This window comes from Akkermansia massiliensis, assembly GCF_018847375.1.
Lineage (GTDB): Bacteria > Verrucomicrobiota > Verrucomicrobiia > Verrucomicrobiales > Akkermansiaceae > Akkermansia > Akkermansia massiliensis.
The window spans coordinates 1047847-1067041 of record NZ_CP072036.1 but is presented as its reverse complement, the minus strand read 5'-3'; the positions used below and the strand labels follow the sequence as shown (position 1 = coordinate 1067041).

Here is a 19195-nt window from a genome sequence, read left to right as displayed (position 1 = left end):
TACAGTCAATGCATCAAGTTAACAGTCCGTGGCATTTGATGAATGTTCCCCGGAGCCTTTTTCCTGGCCGGAAACATCGACAACAACAATTGGCACGCCATCGGCCATTTTTTGCAGATGATCGACAATGATCCTGTCGCCTTTGTTGAGTCCGGAATTGACCAGCCACCGATTTCCCATGGAACGGGATATCTCGATGCTTTTTTGTTCAGCGGTTCCGTTTTTGCCTGCAATATAAACATATGGTTCTCCTTTGGTATCACGCATGACAACCGCCTGCGGAATGAGAATGGCGTTTTCCTTTCTGGCCTCTACAATGAAGGCCTTAACGAACATCCCAGGAAGCAGGTAGTTGTCCGGGTTGGGGAATACCGCCCTGATGGTGACGGAACTTGTATTGGCGTTGGTGACGGTGTCGGTAAATTTCCATATCCCTTCCTGATCGTAGTCGGCGCCGTTTTCCAGGGCCAGAGTGACTCTTGCCGTATCCGACGAATCGGCCCGGTGAAGTTCATTGCTGTGAAGAGCTTGTTTAAGCTGTACCAGATTAGCGCTGGACTGGGTCATGTCCACATAAACCGGATCATTTTGTCGCACAGTAGCCATGAGAGTGGCTTCGTCCTTGCGGACATAAGCTCCTTCCGTGATTTCCGATTTCCCTATTTGGCCACTTACAGGGGCTGTTACGCGGGTATAATTGAGATCGATCAATGCTGATTCCAAATCAGCCTCGGCCGACATGACATCGGCCTGGCAGGCAAGCAGGGAAGCCTTGGCATCTTCATACTCCTGTTGACTGGCGACACGGTTTCCGAGCAAGGCCTTGTAACGTTTTTCTTTCAGTTCGGCGGATTCCAGATTAGATCGGGCTTTGGCTAGCGCCGCTTTGGCCCTGTTGGCTGCCGCTCTATATGAAGCATCGTCGATTTGATACAAAAGTTCTCCTTCTTTTACGAAGGCGCCCTCTTCGAAGCAGCACTTCTGGACGATGCCGTCAACGCGGGAACGGACCTCGGCAACGCGGAGCGAAGAAATGCGGGCAGGAAGTTCTTGCGTGATGACGACTTCCTCTGTGTCCAACGTGAGTGTCCCGACTTCCAGAGGGCTATTCCGCATGGGGTCGCCAGCCCCATCCGCTTTTTCCTCGGATGGAGTACAGCCGGTCAGCAGCATCAAGGCCACGGCCAATACGGTTGCCGGTGCAGACGCGCATGCCTTGGCTTGCCGTTGGAACCGGGACAGAAGTGACGGCAGATTGGGTGGAGAATTTCTCATGGCTGTAAAGTATCGTTTTGTTCGAAAATCGGGAATGACTTTGATATTACCGTGTTGGTAACTGCAACTTACCAGAGAAACGACCATGGAAATCCGCCATTTAAAATACTTCATCACGGTGGCCGAAGAATTGAATTTCCGCAGGGCCGGAGATAAGCTGCATGTCAGCCATCCTGCATTAAGCAAGCAGATCAGGGATCTGGAAGATTCCATAGGAGTGATTCTGCTCAAGCGGAATACGGCGGGCGTTCGGCTGACTCCTGCGGGAGAGGCTTTTTTGGATGATGCAAGGAATCTTCTGCTGAAAGCAGAAGAGATGGTAGCCAGGGCCAGAACTATTTCGGATGAGACCAAGATAATTACTATTGGAACACCGGGACCATTTGGAATAGCTACCCTGATGGAAACAATATCCGCCTTTTGCAAAAAACATCCCGGACTCAAATTTGAGCTTGCTGATATACCGGATATTCAGCAACTGGACGCGCTTCTTCAGGGAAAAATCCAGATTGGTTTTGTCATAGCGCATAACGTTCCTTCCCATCCCAGGTTCAAGACCCGACGGATTTTTTCATCTCCCATGAAACTTTTTTTAGGAAAGGAGCTCCCCTTGGCTCGCAAGAGATCATTAACCAGCAAGGATATATCCGGGGAAACCTTCCTGTATATGGGGAACAGAAAAGGCGGACTGCATTATCAGGAAATACGGAATTTTCTTCCGGAAGACGTTCTGGAAACTTTGAAATTCAGGGGAGTTACAAATATGGCGGAAATGCTGTTGCTGGTAGGTTCCGGTTCCGGCATGACTCTGTTGCCTCGTGAATTTTCGGCACCGGTAAGGAACCAAATTTTATATAAGGAACTGTCTGACCCCCGTGAGCGGTTGAATTTTGAACTCTGGGCGGTTTGGCTCAAGGGAAAACAGAATCCGCGGGTAATGGATTTAGTTTCCATGTTCTCCGGTCAGGTATCAAAGAAAACTTCCGTCCATTTGCCAAATGGAGATGATCCTTCTCTTTAACTGTGGATCCACAGTATCTCCGGGAGAAGGCTGCGCCAATTCTGATTTAACTTCGTGTCTTTACCTGGCTCGTAAATACTGTTCATGCGATCTTCCTACTGGCATCAGCTGACCAAGACAGCTACTACGATTCATGGTTCCGGGTACGACAAGTTCATGTCCACTTTCCCGGGACAACGGGATATGAAGCTCTTTCTCATCTGAAATAACACCTTCCCTCCCGTCATATATACCAGACACAGGGATTTACCTGCCTGTCATCCTTCGAAGAGCCGCCATGGTCCCATCCCGGGGCATGGCGGTTTTTCTGTATCCATCCATCAACAACGAAAGAACCACCATCATGGCTATCAAACTCATCGCCAACTACAGCAAACGACTCGGACTGCCGGGATATTCCTCCCACCAGTTCGAGGTCTCCATCGAAACCGAAATCACCCACACATCCGAACTGGCTGCGGAAACCGAGCGGCTCTACGGCTCCCTTCAGACTGCCGTCGACGCCCGGATCCAACAGGTCGGGTTCGTTCCTGACGAACATTACGGCTCACAGGTCACGCAAAGGCCTGCCCTTGGGGCTTCCTGCTCACAGATGATATCCACATCATCCGTGAAACAAACACCGCCTGCAAGCGCTCCCGAGACCTCTGTTGCAACCGTTCCCACATGGAAGTTCTCGGAGAAGCAACAGTCTCTCATCCTGGAACTGGCCGGGAAGGCCGGGTTGGATGACTCTGCCCTGAACGAACTGGCTTCCCGGAGATTCAACAAGTCCGTTGCCATGCTCAACCGCATGGAAGCCTCCGGGTTAATCGACGAACTGATGAACCGCTCCGGTGCGACATCCAAACGTTCGGCATCAGGCAGGAACAACTACACCCGCCGTCCCGCTACGACCTATGCCGGTAACTCCAACCCGTACTGACCTATGATTGCTCCCGTAACCTGTCCCATACGTTCATCCTCCCTGCACCCGGCTATCGCATTGGTGAACAAATTTCCTTCGGAGGCTTCTTCTCCTTCTGCCATCCGCCCGGACTACCTGTCTCCCTCCTCGGTCAAATCGTATCTGTCGTGTTCTCTGCGCTTCTTCTTCGAGAGGGTAGCACAGATACGGAAGCCGACGACGGTTGCCCCGCATGTCGGCAAGGCCATCCACGCCACACTCCAGTCCTTCAACCTCGCCCGATGGCGGGAAGAGGACAGTAGTGAGACGGCCATGGAAGAAGCCTTCTCCGCCCACTTTCTGGAGTTGGAGAAGACGGAAGGCCCGGTGGACTACGTCGACGAAGAAACGAGACAGAAGATACGTTCCTGTGCCTGGAATACGATCAAAGCCTACATGGCCTCCAACGAGGTTGCTTCACAAATGCCCCTGGGAGTGGAAGTCGGCTTGTCTGCCGCCATCCCCGGCCTGCCGGTTCCCGTGCGAGGCGTCATCGACCTCGTCCAGCGCGACCTGACGGCAGTGGACTACAAATCCGCTGCCGCCAAACCGGACACCGGGCATGCAACCTTCGATCATGAACTCCAGCTGGTCACTTACCAGATGATGATCGAAGAAGCCACGGGAGACACTCCTCCGTCACTGGATCTGATCTACCTGGCCAAGACGAAGACACCGCAAGTGGTCCGAGTCAAAATCCCGCCAGCCAACGAACAGCGAAAGCAACGCGCCGCCGACCTGTACAAGATCGCCTGTGAAGGCATCACCACCAAACGTTTCCATCCCCAGTCCGGGATGCAATGTTCCTGGTGCCAGTACAAGAAGGAATGCTTCGGGTGGTGCAAAGGATGAGGAAAGGCGTTTATTCAGAAACCCGTCATAATGAGGGGTTTCTTTTTAGTCGAGGCTTATTAAACACTTAGAAGTGCTTTATGCTTCACACCTATAAGTTTTCTATTGGTTGAGACATTACAGAGCACGGGTGTACAGAGAAGCGGCTGACAGGTACTGGAGGATTGGGATGGATGAGATGTAAGATCATTTTGTTAGATGTAACAAAATTTTAGGAAAAGGTGGTTTCTTGCAGGAGATGACGTGTTGAATACAAAAATCAGCATGCAATATTTAAATTCATTTTAGTATATTTTTACTTACTATTTCATGGAAGTTTTCGGAAATGTAAACCAACAATGTTAATAAACATTCTGATCTATCCAATGATTTTCTTTTGATTTCATTAAATAATTTGGATATGTTCTTGCATTGTTCTTGAATGCTGTCACTAGTAACAAGTTCGGCTTTTATCTTGTTAATCAAATCGTCAAATATTTTTTTTCTTAGCAGCGTGAGTTTGTTTCTGTTCAACTTGCAGACGTTGATGGTCTCAGTATATCGTTCGTCAGATGATTTAATGGTGCCGTTTTCTTCAAACTGCAATTTACCAATAGGGGATTCTAGTTCGGGATTTATAAGTAATGGTTGTTCCTGGCGGTTTAATTCCTCGGAGAGAAGGTTGATTTTTTTTATATTTTCTTCGGATGTATCAGTTGGATCGATGTCTTGGGGAAGGGTTGTGCAATTGGCATTCTTACAAGGGAATTGATCCAACTTGCTTCTATTGCAAGTTGGACAGGCGAGCAATAGGTTGTCCCAACTGTAGGCGAGCCAATAGTATATTGATTTTGGCCTGAAATGTTCGATATGGTATTCTTCTACCCAAACTTCACAATAAACACATTTGTTATAGTGGATTTTTTCGAGAGTTTCCTTGATATCTTTTTCCTTGTAGGATTCGTTGTATCGCGAGCCTGTGATGTATTTTTTAGCGGCTATATGTTTTTGACGTTTTTGGTGGGTTGGCAGTGAGAGAAGAGAGCTGGGGATGTTATTCAGGTCTTTGTCGATTTTAAACATATTTTTTCAAAATGGTGTCAATAATTTGATCTATGTCGTTATCAGTTAAGAACTTTTTGCCTAGTTTGCGCTGTTGTTTCAGTAGATGTTCCAGCTTGGTATTGAGGCGGTCTAGCGCATATGTATCTGCTGTCGTATAGTCGTCTGTTACGGGGTTTAAGAGAGCGGTATCCAGATCAAACAGGGAAGAGGTGGCAAGTGTATTGATTGTTAAACGATTTAGGTCTTTCCTTTTAAATGATGGGCTTATGGATGTGGTACCTTCTTCTCTGAATATTCGATAAATGATTGCTTCATCTGAAGCAGCTTGAATGATTGTTGGGCTGTGTGTTGTGAAGAAAAATTGAATGTTTGGAAAGTTGTTTCTCAGCTTTTTGACAAGATTCATTTGCCATCTTGGATGGATATGAAGTTCTATTTCATCAACAAGGACTATTGCTTTTTTTTCGAGCACCTTGGTTTCTTCGTCATCATTATCGTCGTGTACGAGTCTGTAGATTAAATCGACAACAAAGATGATGATGCTTTTATAGCCTTCGGAAAGGCAGTCGAATGAGATTGGTGTGTCATGTTCTTTGAATTGTGGTTCGTTCCCGACCCATGTTATTGTGATATTTTTTTCAAGAATGTCAGATAAAACTTCTTCCAATGATGTTGTGGAAATCAAGCTGAGTCTGTCTTTATGGAGAGATATATTTGTGGAAGATGCTTCATCTGATTGACCCCTTTCCATTCCTGATTGTTGATTTGTAAGGGTTTTTGTGCTTTCTTTTCCCTTTAAGTCTTTTAACCAGGCTTCTGGCGAAATGAGCTGGATGTTGTTATCGAAATAGGAGTTGAATAGTGTTCTGAATCCGTGGGGGTCGGCAGTTTCTACGTCTGTTCTGGCTCGTTGGGGGCCATAGGCGTATATTCTCGGAAGGTATGCTTTGTTTTTGGTGGAGTATATTCCTCCCTGTTCATCATTACCTGATATTTCGAAGGATGGGTTTTTCCTGAAGATGTCTAATATTCTAGCAAAGTCACCTATTTCTTCCTGTTGATCCAGGTAGCCTTTACGGAATGCGAGAAATAGTGCCATGAGAAGGAGTGTTTTTCCGTCGCCGTTTTCACCCAGAAAATAAATTTCTTTAGAATTGGAGAAATCCATCACAATATTTTTCATTGCGATGAATTCACTGATATTTAATTTCTGTATGTAGTTTCCGGGCTTTGCGCTAGTGAGCCATATTTGGAAAAAATTCGGTTCTACATTGAAGATTTCAGCTATTTTATTTTCTCTACATATTTGAGGCATATTCTGCTCTATTTCTTCTTCCGTCCATCCGCATCGAATGAACCTGTTGATGATGAGCTCTTTGAATAGAGGGCCTAGTTCCGGATTCTGAAATACTGCAGAAAAGTCATAGGGGACATTCGATGCTCGGCGGTATTCTGATGAAGATGCGCCTGATTCGACTAATGCACTGCGCGCGTTTGTTTGTTCTTTGTACTTGATTATTGTGTTTTTTTCTTCATCGCATATGAAAATTCCTTTCATGTCCATTTCGCCGGAAGAAAATTCTATAAATGCCTCTATGATTTCATGATGGGTAAGGATTAAAGCCATCATACCAAAGAGCATTTTTTCTTGAGGATAGTTATAAAGCTTTTCCCAGAATTTCGGTATTTCGTCATGCGTATTTTTGATGCCCAGGAAGCTTTTCAAGTTGGGTTGGTTGATTTTTATTCCTTCTTGGCCATTGAGATATGCTTCGAGAATATCTTTGCTTTTGAGTACATCAAGGACTTGGACGATGGAGTATTTTGTCCAGGATGTCTTAAGATTGCTGAAGGAGCGAGATTGTGCCATGGCTGTAGGTTATGACTGTGTGAAGGCTAGGATGTATTCTTTGACATAGGAGCCGTATGTGTCGGCACTTCCCATTCTGCTATGCATGTGGTTCATAACGAATACTTTTTGTTTGTACTTGCTGCCGAGGATAGTATTGGCAATTTGTTGCAATTCTTCAATGGAAATCATGCCGCTGTTGCTGTAGCTGAGGAAGAGGTGGGAGTTGCGTTCGTGTGTACAGTGGAATAAATCCCGGAATGCTTGGTGGACTTGAGTTTTTGTGCAGAATGGGGATTGGTGGCGGTCACAGCGGTAACGAGCTTTGTAGCGAATGTCCGGGTAGTCGTATTTGACGAGGGTTTCGATGGCGTGGTAGAATCTGGAATAGTGGACGGCGCTGTAGGGAGGATCTGCGTAAATGATGCTTTTGGGTTCGACTATTTTGAGACAGTCGATGTAGTTGAGGCTGGTGAGGTGGGGGGTATGGAGCGGGTCTGAATCGATGGTGGTGATGAGTTCGTGAAATTTTTTCTCGAAGAGTGGCCATATTTGTTTTGTCCTATAGATGAGGACGTCTTGCATGTTGGCGGCTGTGATGTCTCGGTATTGAGCAAAGTGGCCTGTTCCCTGAGATGTGTAGGACATGGCGTATACGAGGGCTGATAGGATAGCGCCATAGATGAGTGTATTGCGGTAGGTTTCTGCAGCTGCCCGGATGGAATCGATCCAGGCGCATTGTTCGTAGCTCCAATAGGTGCCGGAGTAGTATTTGGTGAATAGGTGGAAGCCTGTGTGGATATCTGAATGGAGTAGTTCACGCTGTTGCTCTTCCAGTCTTTGCAGATTGTCGAGGTGGGTGATTTTTGAATAATCGGCAATTAGTTCAGGGGTGTGTGCTGTGAGGTCGTTTACGTATGAGAGGGCTTTTTCGTGGATGTTTTCGATGACTCCCAGAGGGGCTGATGTTTTTAGGTTGTAGAGGTAGGCTTGAGCGAAGATGGATGAATAGGATTGTATATCGTTGATGTGGACGCGGTATTGATGTTTGAAGGCTGATCCTACGAGTGCTGTTCCTGCAAAAAGGTCGCAGAAGTAGTTGCTTTCTACTCCTGTTTTTTGGATTGTGTCGATGACGAAGGAGAGAATTTCCCGCTTGGAGCCCATGTATTTTAGGATGTGCGGGAGGATGGGGATTTTCATGGCGTGGTGAAGGATTCAGACGTTACTGCAGTCTGTGAGGATTTCGTGGTATTTGGGTGGCGTGTGGGTGTTGCTTGCTTGATTATGCCTTGCGGAAATCGTCGAGTTTGTCAACGTAGATTCCCGTGATTCTTCCTTCTCCGTCGATTGGAGTGATGTCTTTGTAAAGAGGATTGAGGGATGAGAGGACATATTTTCCATCCCGGAGAGCAAGTTGCTTGAGCATTACACCACGCCCATCTGAGTAAACGACAATGTCGCCAACGTCGGGCATATCAGGATCATCCCAGGGACGAATGACGGCGATCTGGTCATTACTGACAAGCGGCTCCATGGAGTTTCCGTAGACACGAAGGCCAAAATAGTCACTTGGGTATTTTTTTCGTGGTTTGACTTTCCACGGGATAGTGTCGCCGGCCATGAATCTGTCAGCAACGATGTTGCCAATGACAGGGAGGGCATAGTCATCATCCTTGTATTTGGCTTCATTCTCAATGTCGTCTGTCAGTTTGAGAATGAATTCCTCTGCGAGTTCGGCGAGGTTTTTACCGGGGTTCATTTTTTGGTAGGCAAGGATGTCTTCCCATTCGGATTTTGAGAATTGGAGAGTGATGGTATCTACTCGCTGAAAATTGCGGCCCTCGTCTTGCGGATCTTGCCCTCTATTCATAAGCCCTTGAATGATTAAGATGGCCTTGGCTGGAACCTCTCTTCCTGTAGAGAGCCAGTCATCAACTGTTCTTTTTGATGCTCCTCCACACTGTTTTCCGAGCCAGACCCTATCTTTTCCAATATCTTTGAGCCATTTTTTTATGTCTTTTTTCGTAGGTTTCATGCGTTAATAATACGGACTTTTCCGGTATTAGCAACGCTTTTTTATATCTTTTTAACGGTTTTTTTCGGTATATTTTTGGACTATACCGAGAAGCTCGGTAATTCTTTCTCATGCACACGAAAGAACGTATCACGATTGACGTGTCCGCCAAATCGGCCAAGTGGCTACGGATGGCTGCCGGAGTGAGTAGAGAGAAGATCGTTAGTTCCCTCTTTGCCCGCATGACTTACGAAATGGCCCATAGCGAACATGAGACCGAAACCCCGAACCCGAAGAAAGCCGTATGAACTACTTTTTCTCCCCAAGCACCATGGCGACGAACTCGTCAATGTCCATCTTGAGCTTTTCCGCGGCGTGCTGGATTTTCTCCGCCGTCTCGACGGGGAGTTTGACGAGGATGTTGCCAAGGTCTTCGTCGGGGTCTTCCTCAATACGCTTCATGGCGGCACGGAGGTTGCGCTCTGCCTTCGGAGAGATGGCGCGAGAGGTAAGCAAGCCGTTGATGTATACGACGTTGTATCCTGATTCATCGGCCAAAGTTTTCCGGCTGATTCCTTTGACTTCAAGCATTTACGTAGCTCTTCACGGAATTGTTCGTTCATGTGCCTGTTATGACAAAGTAATATTTTTTTTTGCAAGAAATAAAAAAAGTAATCTCTTTGTTGATAACGTTGCGAAAAGTAATGAAAATAAATCATAAGTTATGAATTACAACAATGAACACGATCATAGCCCACCCGAAACCGAAGACGCAGGAATGGCTCAAGAAGGCCACCGGCCTGAAAGCGTCCGCCCTCGTAGAAGTACTCCTCGAACAGGAAGAGGAGAAGGTTCTCACCAAATCCGAAAAGGAAGGGAAGCCTATATGATCTACTCTTCTGTCAGCAATCGGGAAACGGCTTTTTTAAGCCCTTCCGGAGTAAGTTTTTGAGGACCAATAACCCAAAAGAATAGGAGAGACGGATAATTTCGGAGCGGCTCATTTCAAATTGGTCGGCGACTTCGCCGATCTCTTCAATTGGTTTTTTGTAAATCGAATCTGGAGCGAGATCGTCGCGGTGTTCTCTTTGTCGCTATGACACGATCATAAATTACTCGAATGCTCCTCTTACTGATAGACGAGCCATGCTGGTCATGCATCGTTGCTTTGACAGGGTTAGTCGATGAAGACGCCACCTCCGAGCGATTCCATCCACAATCCAGAATGCAATGTTTCAGGGATTAGTATAGGAGGGAGTCTTCCGAATGTGTAAAAGGTAAAGGGATACCGTGAGGAGCCTTCTTTTTAATCACCTTGAATGGAGAGACACTCTTTTTATCAAAGATAGAAAAGACCAGTCAAGGCATGAAGAAGATCTTCCGAAGTCAACCCTGTCGTTGCTCCCGATCCTCGTCGCTTACGTAAATGATCAAAGATACCCTGCCAGTCGGGAGAGGTGGCTTGATATTCTCTCAGGAACTCTCGAACATCGTCCTGAATTGCTTCCGGAAGATGCAATGCATCCGTTTCCTGGACGACATCAAAAAGCATGAAGAAGACATCGTTGCGATGCTTTCTGATGTTGTTCCGACTACTGTCGGAACCGTGTGCTTCTCCCTGTTGCCACTGGTGAAACAGGTTCAGACAAGCTTTTATCTTCAGGATCATGAGAACGGGAATGGTCGGACGAGGAATGCCTTTGTCCCGGCTGATGTGCTCTCTGAAGAAATGGTAGTATGTATCATCCAGAACGATGCAGGAGAGCCCCGTATACTGATCCTGTGCTTTTACTGGTACAATCCGTTGCCCGGGAACCAGATGTAGCGCATCTCCCTTGCGGCTGAGAAGCTCCAACTGAGCAGGGGCTCCCGTATCTTCCGGCTCGGAAAAACGATACAGGATTTTACGGGAAACTCCATCTTGTTCGAGGTCAATCCGTTCACGTATTTTGTATCCTGACCGATTGATATAGTCGTGGAACGTTTCCGTAAACTGGATATCCATGTATTCAAGAATCAGGACAATGTCCAAATCCTCCGTCCCTCGAAAGGAAGGAATATGATCGGAGTACCATGCTGTACATGCCGCGCCTCCGATGAGCGCATAGGCATTACTGTACTCGGCGAAGTAGTGGCAGAAATGTTCTATTTTTCGAAGCATGAGAGGGGCAGTTTATTGAGTTCCTGAATGACGCGATCGTCCGATGAATCCCGAAGGGAAAGGTAAAGCGAAAGAGGATCCACCCACTTGCCACCCGGCTGCATGAGTATTTCCGGTGGATACATCCATTGCTGGATGATGGCCTGAGCCTCCTCGTGTTCGGATTCCGGATGATCTCCGGGAAGAAAGAGTTCCCGAATCGACTGTTTGCCCACAGCATATGTAGGGATGTTTCCGTCAACAAGGAGAGTCTGCCTGCTCAACGCCGACTCTCCCGCCAAAGGCAATCGTCTCTGAAATGGAAGCAAACGAACGTGAAGTTGTTTTTGAACAGGGCTTCTCAGCAAGGGAAGCACCTTTTCCCACAAGACATTACCAGGAAGATTCATATTGAAGCGCCCCCTGGTGGTTACCCCGTCGTAATGACACAGACCATGGGTGACGAGTTCATTTTTGGCATTACTGAGCGACATGGCCGAATAAGGTAATCTGGAACCTATTTGTCGCAGATTCTGGTCGTGAATATCATGGAAAAGAATATGACGTAGCACAAGGACTTGAGCCACGGGAGAGAGAAATTCACGAGGTTCCTTTTCAATTTTTTTATGCTGTTCCCATGTCTTCAAGTGAATGTAAAACTGCGGCATATACGCGTACCCGTCCATGGTCATGAACGGGACATTAGCCTTGATCATACGGCTACGCTGGTAAGACGGGGTCCGGGTCAGGAAAAAAACAACAGGAAGCTTGAAAAGAGTTTCCAACTGTTGAAGGTTCTGCCTGTAAAGATTGGGAGTTGCAACATCCATGTCCATAGCGGCCAAAAACCTGTTACCCCGGCAAGAAGCGTAGGCATATTGGAAACGCTTGATGAGGGACAAAGGCAGCTTTGCTCCATCAACAAGTTCTATCTGAAGGGACTCATGGAACAGCCTGATCCAGATTTTTTGCCAAGGTTCCCACATACTCATAACAGTATTATACACACGGATATGCTCTTGTACATATAAAATATGTATCATTGCATTCATATATTTACAAAGAGTTGCTGACATCCTGAAAATCACTCTCTTCTCACGTCATATATCCCTGAGGAAGTAGCTTTCTCTGCTTCCTGCCTGTGCCCGCCTCCCGGCCTTGTTCCGGGAGGCGGCCTTTTTGTTGCAACAAACCAATCATCAATGAATATGAATACTCATACATCCACTCGTGAACTCTATCGCAACCGTGAGCAGCGCATCGAAGTGGTCATGATCAACAGTCACAACGGCAGCTGCTCCTACCAGCTCATGGCCGGTATCTTCCGGCTGGTGTGTACCAACGGTCTGATTGTCGGGGCGCGTATTGCCGCGATCAACATTCGTCACATGGGTCATACCGGAGAAGAGGTGATCGCCGCCAGTCTCCGGCTGGCCTCTGAAACGCCCCGGATCATGGACGACATTCACCGCATGCAGGGAGTCGAACTACCCTACAAGCGTCAGGTGGACTTCGTTCATGAAGCGGCACAGCTGCGAATGGGAGACGACTACGAAGACAAAATACGTCCCGAAGCCCTTCTGTCGCCCCGGCGCTGGAACGACATCGGCTTTACGGCGGGAGGACCAGCTACCGTCTGGCAGTGCTTCAACCGGGTTCAGGAAAACCTGATCCGGGGAGGCGTTCCTTTAAAACCGCAGACGGACGGCGTATATCGTCGCCGCTCCCTGCGTGCGCTCAATGGCATTGACGGAAACACACGCCTGAACCGGGAGCTCTGGGATCTGGCCGACAGCTATACCCTGAACAACTGATCTGAAACGACCATGAGAAGAAAACAACATCTACGGTTGAAACGTCTGGGGCGGGCTCCGTCCCTGACCGGACTGGAGCTGTCCATTCTCCTGTACCTTCACGGCGACTTTGAACGCAGTGACAAGGAGATCATGGCGGAATGCCATGGCATCAAGCAGGAAAGCGTCAGGCATTCCGTCCGAGGTCTGGCCGGGCGGGAGTTCATCATCCGCACAAAGGAAGAGGAATTTCTGCTTCGGTCCGATTGCTGGCTGATTACCTATGCCGGACGGCAGGCGCTCAGGCAATGGGTGTCCGCTGCCGCTCCGGTTCGTCGATCATCCCGGACAAGAATTCCCGCATGAGGCACGTCATGAACATGAAAGGCATCATGATCGCCCTGGTGGCGCTCGTACTGCTGTGTCTGCTGGGACCGATTGTCGTCGGCGTCCTGTCGGCTCTGGTGGCCGTAGCACCGTACCTGCTAGCCGTGCTGTTGCTCATGGGCGTCATCGCCTTCTTCTGCAAGTAACTCCGACAGGAAAGGAAGAGAACGAGACATGAAGACGATGCCCATCATCGCGCAACTGCGTTCCACGAGCGGATCCGATACGGACGTATCTGGAAGTGGATACGGAGCTATTGGCCCGGATCGGGAAGGCAGTGTCGCTTTGCAGCAGTCATCAGAACGATCCATCGCTGGGGCTGAGCACGCTGACGATTCACGGGCCGTCCATGACGGCTCTGGTGAATCTCCCGGAACTGACGGAAGAACAGCAGAAGTCTCTGGACGACGACGAAAGCATCCTGCTGGATTCGCCGATTCCGGAGGCGGAGCTGGCTACCCTTGAAAGCTGCATCCGGCTCTGCGGTGAAGCCATCGACATTCTTGATGTCCGGTATCTGTATGCCGTCGCCTGCAACAAGCACACACGGGACATGTATGAGGCCAATATCGGGGCCGTACTGAGACATCTGCTCAAGTCCCGCCATCATCCCGGAAAGGAGGTGTTGCCTGATGCTGACGATTGAAAAGTACAAGGGCACCCGCTTCTGGGCCGTCTTTCAAGACGGAGAGCTGTTGGCCGTGACCGTGTACAAACGAGGGGCTCAGGCCATTGTCAGGACGCTGGAAGCCAAGGACGGATAAGGCCTCCATTCAGCAGCTCTTCTTCATCATGAAGGAGAGCTGTTTTTTAGCTGTCAGTCATGAAAAATCCTTTGTTTTCAATCTGAATATCAATGTGTTGCTTTTTGCAGGCGCTGAATTTAAAATTCCTTCATGAAACGCGCAATCATCGAAAGAATCGCCCCACTGGTCCCTCATCCCGATACATGGCTTTCCCCGGATCATGACGACTCTGTTCTTCGGGTTATCCCTTTGGCGATGGCGAATAGAATCAGGAGGATTCAGACCTTGCTGGGACGTCCCGATGCCGGGTGGATCATCGCCAAGTCATATGCCCGGGAAGAAATCATGCCGCCAGCCTGGTTCAAGGAACAGACAATACGCAGAACAATCAAACTCCTCATGGGTAAAGAAAACAATGCCGTCCTGATGGAAGCCATCGCTCTTTCAGGCGAGATGGCAGCAGGGGCATGCAATCTTATTCACGCCCTCCTCCTGAATGACGGATGTAATTACGACGAAATCAGTCGGATCAGCGGAATTCCACAGGAGGTTATTCGTGCTCACGAAGAACTCTTCTTCAACGTCAGGGATCGCCGGGATGAACAAACTTACCTCTCCGGCATTGTCTACCCCAATGGAAGAATCGACGAACTGCGTCCAGATTATTTCGACGCAGCGGGCAACAGGGAATTGCTTCTCCGGACTGGATTCAACAGTACCGTCAGGCAGACGGCCTTCCTTGCCGGGCTGCAAATGGCCAGCCCCTATGCCCAGGGAAACAATGCCGAGAAAACAGACCGGATCTGCCGGGACATGCTGGAGCGGGCCGCCATGGCAACCGGAATGGGCATAGCCAACAGCTCCCGGCATCCCCTGGGTCCTGTCATCAGACAGGTCGCCGTCAATGCAGCGCATCAGGTCAAGCCCGATGGATTTGGTCAACTGATCAGCCTCGGGGATACGATGAAGCAGGAGCTGGAACAACTTGCCCGGAACAAAGTGGAATCCCTGAACCGCAACATGAACGACATCCCCCGGGAACCGGTTCCCCTCACCTCCAACCACGAACAATAATGAAGATGACGAAAATGCAGAAAATGAACCAGCTGCCTGTCAATGCCGTGATGACGACGAAGGAACTCAGGCAGCGAGGCTTTACCAACCAGGATCTGACCCGTGCCGGGAAAGAAGGTGTTCTTGTCCATTGCGGGTACGGAGTTTGGGCTCGTCACGTTCCTCTCTGTCTGTATGAAGCGCTGAAAACATTCCAGAAAGAATCGCAGAGCGGCCACATAGGTGGACGGACCATTCTGCACCTTCTGCTCGGAGCTCCCGAACCGGAACGAATACAATTGTTTGATCGCCGGGAAACGGGAAAATATCCAGATGTTTTTAATTTTTCGGGGCGGATTCATACAGTTCCATACAGAATATTCAACGACGAATACTTTTTTGATGAATGCTGCGGTATCATCGAACGTGACGGACTGTACTGGTCTACTCCCGCCCGGGCATTGCTTGAGAGCATTGACATGATCAGGAATCTTGATGATTGCCGTATCATCATCCGGGCCATGGAGCAACTGGAAGAAATGGACATGGATGATCTGGGGCAGGTCCTGGAATGCTGCCAGAGGGAAAAGGTCAAGCGCTGGTTCTTCTACCTTGCCTCCAAGGTGTCGCGGGATTGGGCATGGGCTTGTACCCGGGACTCGGTTGTCCGGAAAGCCCTGTCGAACAGCATATATTCTCTGCACACACCGGGAATGTACGTTCCTGATTTCAGGATCACGGTGCCGGAAGAGCTGGAACGGGAGTTCCCCCGTTATATGCCTTTCGGGCTTTCCTGAATGTAAATGGAAGGTTGGACGGCGTTTTTTAAGAAACACCGTCCAACCTTCAGAAATATTGCTGTCTTTCTTGATTATTGATAATGAATAACTACAGAACTCCCTGAACTACGAAGGGGGAACCTGGATAAATTCATATTTAGTATATGAAATAATATAATAGATGGTATCTCCCTTGTAGTAAACGGAGTATTGTAGTTATTCATTCATAGCTTGTTATGTCATATTTTTCCGTTTCAACAACCCCGGAGTTCCTTCTGGAGGAGGTACACCAGAAAGGAATCGCAACGATCCGTTTCTTCGATGCGCAAGTCACCTGGGAACAAACGGGCCATTTCCTTGATGTCGTCGAGTTTAACCTTGCGTGAGCGTGTAATCTGTCCGCTGCGTATGGGAGCCTTTCCATTCAAAGGCCAGTTTTTCTTCTGAGCCTCCTTGTAAATGTATCCCAGTAATGTACGTAGCCGGTCATGGAAGGAGTCTCCTGTCAAACGGCTACTGCATGAGAGAAAGTGTCTGACAAGTTCACGAACACAACGAGCATGGTCGATTGTTACGACAGGTTGATCCGGGTGATCTGCCACAGCCAACACAAGCAACAAGCGGTAAGCTATTTCCATGATTCGCGCCTCATGTTCTACTTCAGCATGATACGTCACACACAGGGCTTTCAGATTACAAATTGCATTTAGTACCAGTTCTGGGTTATCTACTTTAGCTTCTACAAAAGAAATCGTATCCGATTCATCAATCATTATGGGTCGACGGGCTAAAATATTTTTGATCAGGGCGTTCCATCCGTTAAGGTCGGGGTCCGGATTTTTGTCTGGTTCATAGGTAACGATTTGCCCCCGTTCCAGGTCCCGAAAGCTTGATGAGACCAGGCAACGGGCCATGAAACCGGATTGAAGCATTCCTTTATCCCCCAGGACTTGTTCCCTGGAGTCATATTGGGTTGCCCATACCAGGGCAAGACATGGACTGTTGACCCGGTCTCCAGATCGCCCGATACGGTCTGTTTTGATCGCATCGCCGCTGAAGCCGGCCAGATATGGTTTTTCTCCTGACAGATTGTTACCGCCATACCCCACCATGACTTTCTTGACTTGTTCACGAGCTTCGGATGAAGCTGACAATAAGGATTGGTCTGGTGAATCGGATAATTTTTGGACTAAAGCCTCCGGGGTAATGTCTTCAATGGTAATATCACCATGGCAGGCAAGCCGCCGCTCCAGAGAATGAATTTTGAGTAACAGGTCGGCTCTTTCTTGCATTGCCTCTTCCTGTAAATCCGGAGATGGTCGTGGCATTGAGTCCCCCAGTTTGCGGTATTGTTCATCGAGCCTCTTTTTTTCCCGTTTCCACAGAGATTTTTGTGTCGCCAGGGAATACTCCCTGGCTGTTTCTATTTCTGTGATGACTTTTCTCAGGTAATCCATAGGACGCGATTTCCCTACTCCAGAGCCTTCAACAATCAGTAAAAACAGATTGGATCGGACCCTGTTTCCGTTGAATTGCAGGGAGTAGACTTTCCCGAGACATCCCGAGAGCAGGCCAAGAACCTGAACTCCTACAATGTTTTCCGGTACTCGAAAGGCCTCGACAACATTTTGTACGGTTCTTTTCAGAACTTCCGGCAATAGTTCCGTTGGGAACGAAATATCGGGTCGCTGTGGTTCACAGGGCGGAATGAGCTGTTGCATGATCAGATGACCTCCTTTCCGATAGCCGTGAAAGAAAGAATCTCCCCGATCAAATAGTTCTGGTGGCTTATATTGGCCTCTCGAACATCCTTTTTACCGTTGGGCAATATTAAAGCGTGAACAGAAGCGGCAATACCTGCCAGGAGACTCGTCGCCTTGGCTTTCCCTTCTTCTCCTGCCTCGTCTGCATCAAAGGCCAAAAGGACATGCTTACCTCGAAAATATTCCGCCCGTTCAGGATTAAAACTCTTCACACCGTTAATGGAGACGATAGCAGGGAACTCTTTTTCAGGCATGCCCGAGTGAAGAATGGCATCCATGGCAGCGATGGCATCGGTTTCTCCCTCCGTAATAATGCAGTGGGTAGACCCAGGGATGGCATGAATGCCCCACATGGTTACTGTCCCGCAAACTTTCATGAAAGGGCTGTCAGTAGGACCGGGAATGGTGTAAGGATTCCCATTCATACTGAATCCAAATCGGGTGGCCCAGGGTTCTTTCAAGCGAGCTTTGACCCCGATATACTTTCCATTCTCGTCTGTATAGAGGAAGCAAAGCCCTCCTTCCGGGCTTAAGCCTAACGCATACCATGGCCTGGCGGCCATGTACATCAGGGTTTCTTCAGCAAAACCAAGAATAAGCGCCATTCGCTGGACCTTGAGGTGTTCTAGGAAAATAGCCATACGAAGGCTTTCACATCCCATTTCCTCAATATTGGTTAGAGGCTGTGTTTCCTTGGATATGACAGCCTTAACTGCGGGTTGTAACTCAGGAATTGCGGAGAAATCGTTATCCGACTGCATACTTTCCTTGATGAAATGGATGATGTCGGAATAATTCTCCTGCATCGTCCATTGCTTGTGAGCGCACACCAGGTCGAAAATTGTTCCTGCTGCATCGCAAGCAAAGCAGTTGAACAGAATAGTTCCGTCCTCCGTGACGCTGAAAGAGCAGGATGGATTATGATCGTTATGAATGGGACAACAAACGGTCTGCTGATGCCCTGGGTGATTACTATAGAGTTCGTTGAGGTACAGACTACGCCCTCTTTCTTTATAGATGTGAGCCAAGGTAGCGTTGAATGCTGTCAGGTCTTTCTTGATGTTTTGATAGTCAATAAACATTGTGTTCTTTGTGGTTGCCCGGCAGCTGTGATTTGGTAGGATATTCGAGGATACCCATCCTTGGAACTCCGCCTGATCGCAGCATGCGCGGGCGGGGTTTCTTATTTTGCCAATTCGGTTTGGCGGTCAAGCCATGCGTGGACATCCAAAAGGCGGAACCTTTTGATTCCACCACGGCGGTTGTTCTGGACCAAAAAGTAGGGAAGTCCGCATTTTACGAGTTCGTCTACCTTCTTGGTCGAGATCTTCAAGTGTTGAGCCAGTTCGGCCCTATCCATGATATGGGCAATGCCGCCCAAATCTCGAAGTTGTCTCTGTGGTTTTGTCGGTGACATGTGCGGAGAATTGAATTTTCTCTGCAGAATGTCAACACGTCATATACTGCTAATAATAAGACGTTTGCAATGTTTATATATTGCGTTTAATTAAGAAATAGTAGGGTTTATTA

The 19195-nt window shown here is 48.3% G+C and carries 21 protein-coding genes; 11 read left to right on the top strand and 10 right to left on the bottom strand.

Annotated features, from left to right (window positions below):
* Nucleotides 1-18 precede the first annotated feature (18 nt).
* The gene (locus J5W70_RS04495) at nucleotides 19-1389 is read right to left on the bottom strand and encodes an efflux RND transporter periplasmic adaptor subunit (RefSeq protein ID WP_257228341.1); all 1371 of its coding nucleotides are present in this window, start codon (nucleotides 1387-1389) and stop codon (nucleotides 19-21) included.
* Between J5W70_RS04495 and J5W70_RS04490 the strand changes: the two genes are divergently transcribed.
* The 3 genes from J5W70_RS04490 (at nucleotide 1361) to J5W70_RS04480 (ending at nucleotide 4094) form a co-directional block, all read left to right on the top strand.
* Nucleotides 1361-2296: a LysR family transcriptional regulator gene (locus J5W70_RS04490; protein WP_022397190.1), complete on the top strand. Its 936-nt coding sequence runs from the start codon at nucleotides 1361-1363 to the stop codon at nucleotides 2294-2296. The genes J5W70_RS04495 and J5W70_RS04490 overlap by 29 nt on opposite strands.
* 343 nt (nucleotides 2297-2639) lie before the next feature.
* A complete protein-coding gene (locus J5W70_RS04485; protein WP_215837104.1) occupies nucleotides 2640-3221 on the top strand; it encodes a hypothetical protein in 582 nt (193 codons plus the stop codon).
* A 3-nt stretch (nucleotides 3222-3224) separates the two neighbouring features.
* Nucleotides 3225-4094, top strand: a complete 870-nt coding sequence (locus tag J5W70_RS04480; protein ID WP_102742208.1) for a PD-(D/E)XK nuclease family protein — start codon at nucleotides 3225-3227, stop codon at nucleotides 4092-4094.
* A gap of 279 nt (nucleotides 4095-4373) precedes the next feature.
* On the opposite strand, the gene J5W70_RS04475 is transcribed toward J5W70_RS04480, so the two are convergent.
* The 5 genes from J5W70_RS04475 to J5W70_RS04455 all read right to left on the bottom strand — a co-directional run bounded on the left by J5W70_RS04475 (nucleotide 4374) and on the right by J5W70_RS04455 (nucleotide 9466).
* Complete coding sequence (locus tag J5W70_RS04475) at nucleotides 4374-5156, bottom strand: HNH endonuclease (RefSeq protein WP_102731916.1); 783 nt, start codon at nucleotides 5154-5156, stop codon at nucleotides 4374-4376.
* On the bottom strand, nucleotides 5149-7008 hold the full coding sequence (locus tag J5W70_RS04470; RefSeq protein WP_102731915.1) for an AAA family ATPase: 1860 nt from the start codon (nucleotides 7006-7008) through the stop codon (nucleotides 5149-5151). Before J5W70_RS04470 ends, J5W70_RS04475 begins: the two co-directional genes overlap by 8 nt.
* A 9-nt stretch (nucleotides 7009-7017) precedes the next feature.
* A complete protein-coding gene (locus tag J5W70_RS04465) occupies nucleotides 7018-8190 on the bottom strand; it encodes a DNA adenine methylase (RefSeq protein WP_102731914.1) in 1173 nt (390 codons plus the stop codon).
* 82 nt (nucleotides 8191-8272) lie between these two features.
* Nucleotides 8273-9025 (bottom strand): S24 family peptidase, encoded by a 753-nt coding sequence (locus J5W70_RS04460; protein ID WP_102731913.1) that lies wholly within the window; start codon nucleotides 9023-9025, stop codon nucleotides 8273-8275.
* Between the two features lie 288 nt (nucleotides 9026-9313).
* Nucleotides 9314-9466, bottom strand: a complete 153-nt coding sequence (locus J5W70_RS04455) for a hypothetical protein (RefSeq protein WP_180973735.1) — start codon at nucleotides 9464-9466, stop codon at nucleotides 9314-9316.
* A 275-nt stretch (nucleotides 9467-9741) separates the two neighbouring features.
* Here J5W70_RS04455 and J5W70_RS04450 point away from each other — a divergent pair, with 275 nt between their 5' ends.
* Nucleotides 9742-9894 carry a hypothetical protein gene (locus J5W70_RS04450; protein WP_180973734.1) on the top strand — a complete coding sequence of 51 codons (153 nt, stop codon included), beginning with the start codon at nucleotides 9742-9744 and terminating at the stop codon, nucleotides 9892-9894.
* Between the two features lie 449 nt (nucleotides 9895-10343).
* Here the strand turns inward: J5W70_RS04450 and J5W70_RS04445 are convergent, their stop codons facing one another.
* Nucleotides 10344-11165, bottom strand: a complete 822-nt coding sequence (locus J5W70_RS04445; protein WP_102731911.1) for a hypothetical protein — start codon at nucleotides 11163-11165, stop codon at nucleotides 10344-10346.
* Nucleotides 11150-12136, bottom strand: coding sequence for a hypothetical protein (locus J5W70_RS04440; protein WP_146020179.1), 987 nt, complete (start codon nucleotides 12134-12136; stop codon nucleotides 11150-11152). Before J5W70_RS04440 ends, J5W70_RS04445 begins: the two co-directional genes overlap by 16 nt.
* A gap of 216 nt (nucleotides 12137-12352) precedes the next feature.
* Between J5W70_RS04440 and J5W70_RS04435 the strand changes: the two genes are divergently transcribed.
* The 7 genes from J5W70_RS04435 (at nucleotide 12353) to J5W70_RS04410 (ending at nucleotide 15920) form a co-directional block, all read left to right on the top strand.
* Nucleotides 12353-12958 carry a DUF932 domain-containing protein gene (locus J5W70_RS04435; RefSeq protein ID WP_180973733.1) on the top strand — a complete coding sequence of 202 codons (606 nt, stop codon included), beginning with the start codon at nucleotides 12353-12355 and terminating at the stop codon, nucleotides 12956-12958.
* Nucleotides 12959-12970: 12 nt separating this feature from the next.
* Nucleotides 12971-13303, top strand: a complete 333-nt coding sequence (locus J5W70_RS04430; RefSeq protein ID WP_146020047.1) for a hypothetical protein — start codon at nucleotides 12971-12973, stop codon at nucleotides 13301-13303.
* Nucleotides 13300-13470, top strand: coding sequence for a hypothetical protein (locus J5W70_RS04425; RefSeq protein ID WP_180973732.1), 171 nt, complete (start codon nucleotides 13300-13302; stop codon nucleotides 13468-13470). Before J5W70_RS04430 ends, J5W70_RS04425 begins: the two co-directional genes overlap by 4 nt.
* 131 nt (nucleotides 13471-13601) lie before the next feature.
* Nucleotides 13602-13970 (top strand): hypothetical protein, encoded by a 369-nt coding sequence (locus J5W70_RS04420; RefSeq protein ID WP_146021381.1) that lies wholly within the window; start codon nucleotides 13602-13604, stop codon nucleotides 13968-13970.
* A complete protein-coding gene (locus tag J5W70_RS12760; RefSeq protein ID WP_257228270.1) occupies nucleotides 13957-14088 on the top strand; it encodes a hypothetical protein in 132 nt (43 codons plus the stop codon). The genes J5W70_RS04420 and J5W70_RS12760 overlap by 14 nt, the downstream gene beginning before the upstream one ends.
* A gap of 132 nt (nucleotides 14089-14220) precedes the next feature.
* Nucleotides 14221-15144, top strand: a complete 924-nt coding sequence (locus J5W70_RS04415) for a hypothetical protein (RefSeq protein WP_022397196.1) — start codon at nucleotides 14221-14223, stop codon at nucleotides 15142-15144.
* Complete coding sequence (locus J5W70_RS04410) at nucleotides 15144-15920, top strand: type IV toxin-antitoxin system AbiEi family antitoxin domain-containing protein (RefSeq protein ID WP_022397195.1); 777 nt, start codon at nucleotides 15144-15146, stop codon at nucleotides 15918-15920. Before J5W70_RS04415 ends, J5W70_RS04410 begins: the two co-directional genes overlap by 1 nt.
* A 236-nt stretch (nucleotides 15921-16156) precedes the next feature.
* Here J5W70_RS04410 and J5W70_RS04405 read toward each other — a convergent pair whose 3' ends face one another.
* Nucleotides 16157-17623: a DUF3987 domain-containing protein gene (locus tag J5W70_RS04405; protein ID WP_022397194.1), complete on the bottom strand. Its 1467-nt coding sequence runs from the start codon at nucleotides 17621-17623 to the stop codon at nucleotides 16157-16159.
* A gap of 2 nt (nucleotides 17624-17625) precedes the next feature.
* Nucleotides 17626-18747 carry a toprim domain-containing protein gene (locus tag J5W70_RS04400; protein WP_022397193.1) on the bottom strand — a complete coding sequence of 374 codons (1122 nt, stop codon included), beginning with the start codon at nucleotides 18745-18747 and terminating at the stop codon, nucleotides 17626-17628.
* Nucleotides 18748-19195: the final 448 nt, after the last annotated feature.

Coding starts and splice junctions, on each gene's coding strand:
- J5W70_RS04460 (WP_102731913.1), bottom strand. CDS start 9,025: ATGAAACCTACGAAAAAAGACATAAAAAAATGGCTCAAAGATATTGGA.
- J5W70_RS04435 (WP_180973733.1), top strand. CDS start 12,353: ATGAATACTCATACATCCACTCGTGAACTCTATCGCAACCGTGAGCAG.
- J5W70_RS04405 (WP_022397194.1), bottom strand. CDS start 17,623: ATGCAACAGCTCATTCCGCCCTGTGAACCACAGCGACCCGATATTTCG.
- J5W70_RS04450 (WP_180973734.1), top strand. CDS start 9,742: ATGAACACGATCATAGCCCACCCGAAACCGAAGACGCAGGAATGGCTC.
- J5W70_RS04470 (WP_102731915.1), bottom strand. CDS start 7,008: ATGGCACAATCTCGCTCCTTCAGCAATCTTAAGACATCCTGGACAAAA.
- J5W70_RS12760 (WP_257228270.1), top strand. CDS start 13,957: ATGCTGACGATTGAAAAGTACAAGGGCACCCGCTTCTGGGCCGTCTTT.
- J5W70_RS04445 (WP_102731911.1), bottom strand. CDS start 11,165: ATGCTTCGAAAAATAGAACATTTCTGCCACTACTTCGCCGAGTACAGT.
- J5W70_RS04410 (WP_022397195.1), top strand. CDS start 15,144: ATGAAGATGACGAAAATGCAGAAAATGAACCAGCTGCCTGTCAATGCC.
- J5W70_RS04430 (WP_146020047.1), top strand. CDS start 12,971: ATGAGAAGAAAACAACATCTACGGTTGAAACGTCTGGGGCGGGCTCCG.
- J5W70_RS04485 (WP_215837104.1), top strand. CDS start 2,640: ATGGCTATCAAACTCATCGCCAACTACAGCAAACGACTCGGACTGCCG.
- J5W70_RS04415 (WP_022397196.1), top strand. CDS start 14,221: ATGAAACGCGCAATCATCGAAAGAATCGCCCCACTGGTCCCTCATCCC.
- J5W70_RS04490 (WP_022397190.1), top strand. CDS start 1,361: ATGGAAATCCGCCATTTAAAATACTTCATCACGGTGGCCGAAGAATTG.
- J5W70_RS04465 (WP_102731914.1), bottom strand. CDS start 8,190: ATGAAAATCCCCATCCTCCCGCACATCCTAAAATACATGGGCTCCAAG.
- J5W70_RS04440 (WP_146020179.1), bottom strand. CDS start 12,136: ATGAGTATGTGGGAACCTTGGCAAAAAATCTGGATCAGGCTGTTCCAT.
- J5W70_RS04480 (WP_102742208.1), top strand. CDS start 3,225: ATGATTGCTCCCGTAACCTGTCCCATACGTTCATCCTCCCTGCACCCG.
- J5W70_RS04400 (WP_022397193.1), bottom strand. CDS start 18,747: ATGTTTATTGACTATCAAAACATCAAGAAAGACCTGACAGCATTCAAC.
- J5W70_RS04495 (WP_257228341.1), bottom strand. CDS start 1,389: ATGAAGTATTTTAAATGGCGGATTTCCATGGTCGTTTCTCTGGTAAGT.
- J5W70_RS04425 (WP_180973732.1), top strand. CDS start 13,300: ATGAGGCACGTCATGAACATGAAAGGCATCATGATCGCCCTGGTGGCG.
- J5W70_RS04475 (WP_102731916.1), bottom strand. CDS start 5,156: ATGTTTAAAATCGACAAAGACCTGAATAACATCCCCAGCTCTCTTCTC.
- J5W70_RS04455 (WP_180973735.1), bottom strand. CDS start 9,466: ATGAAGCGTATTGAGGAAGACCCCGACGAAGACCTTGGCAACATCCTC.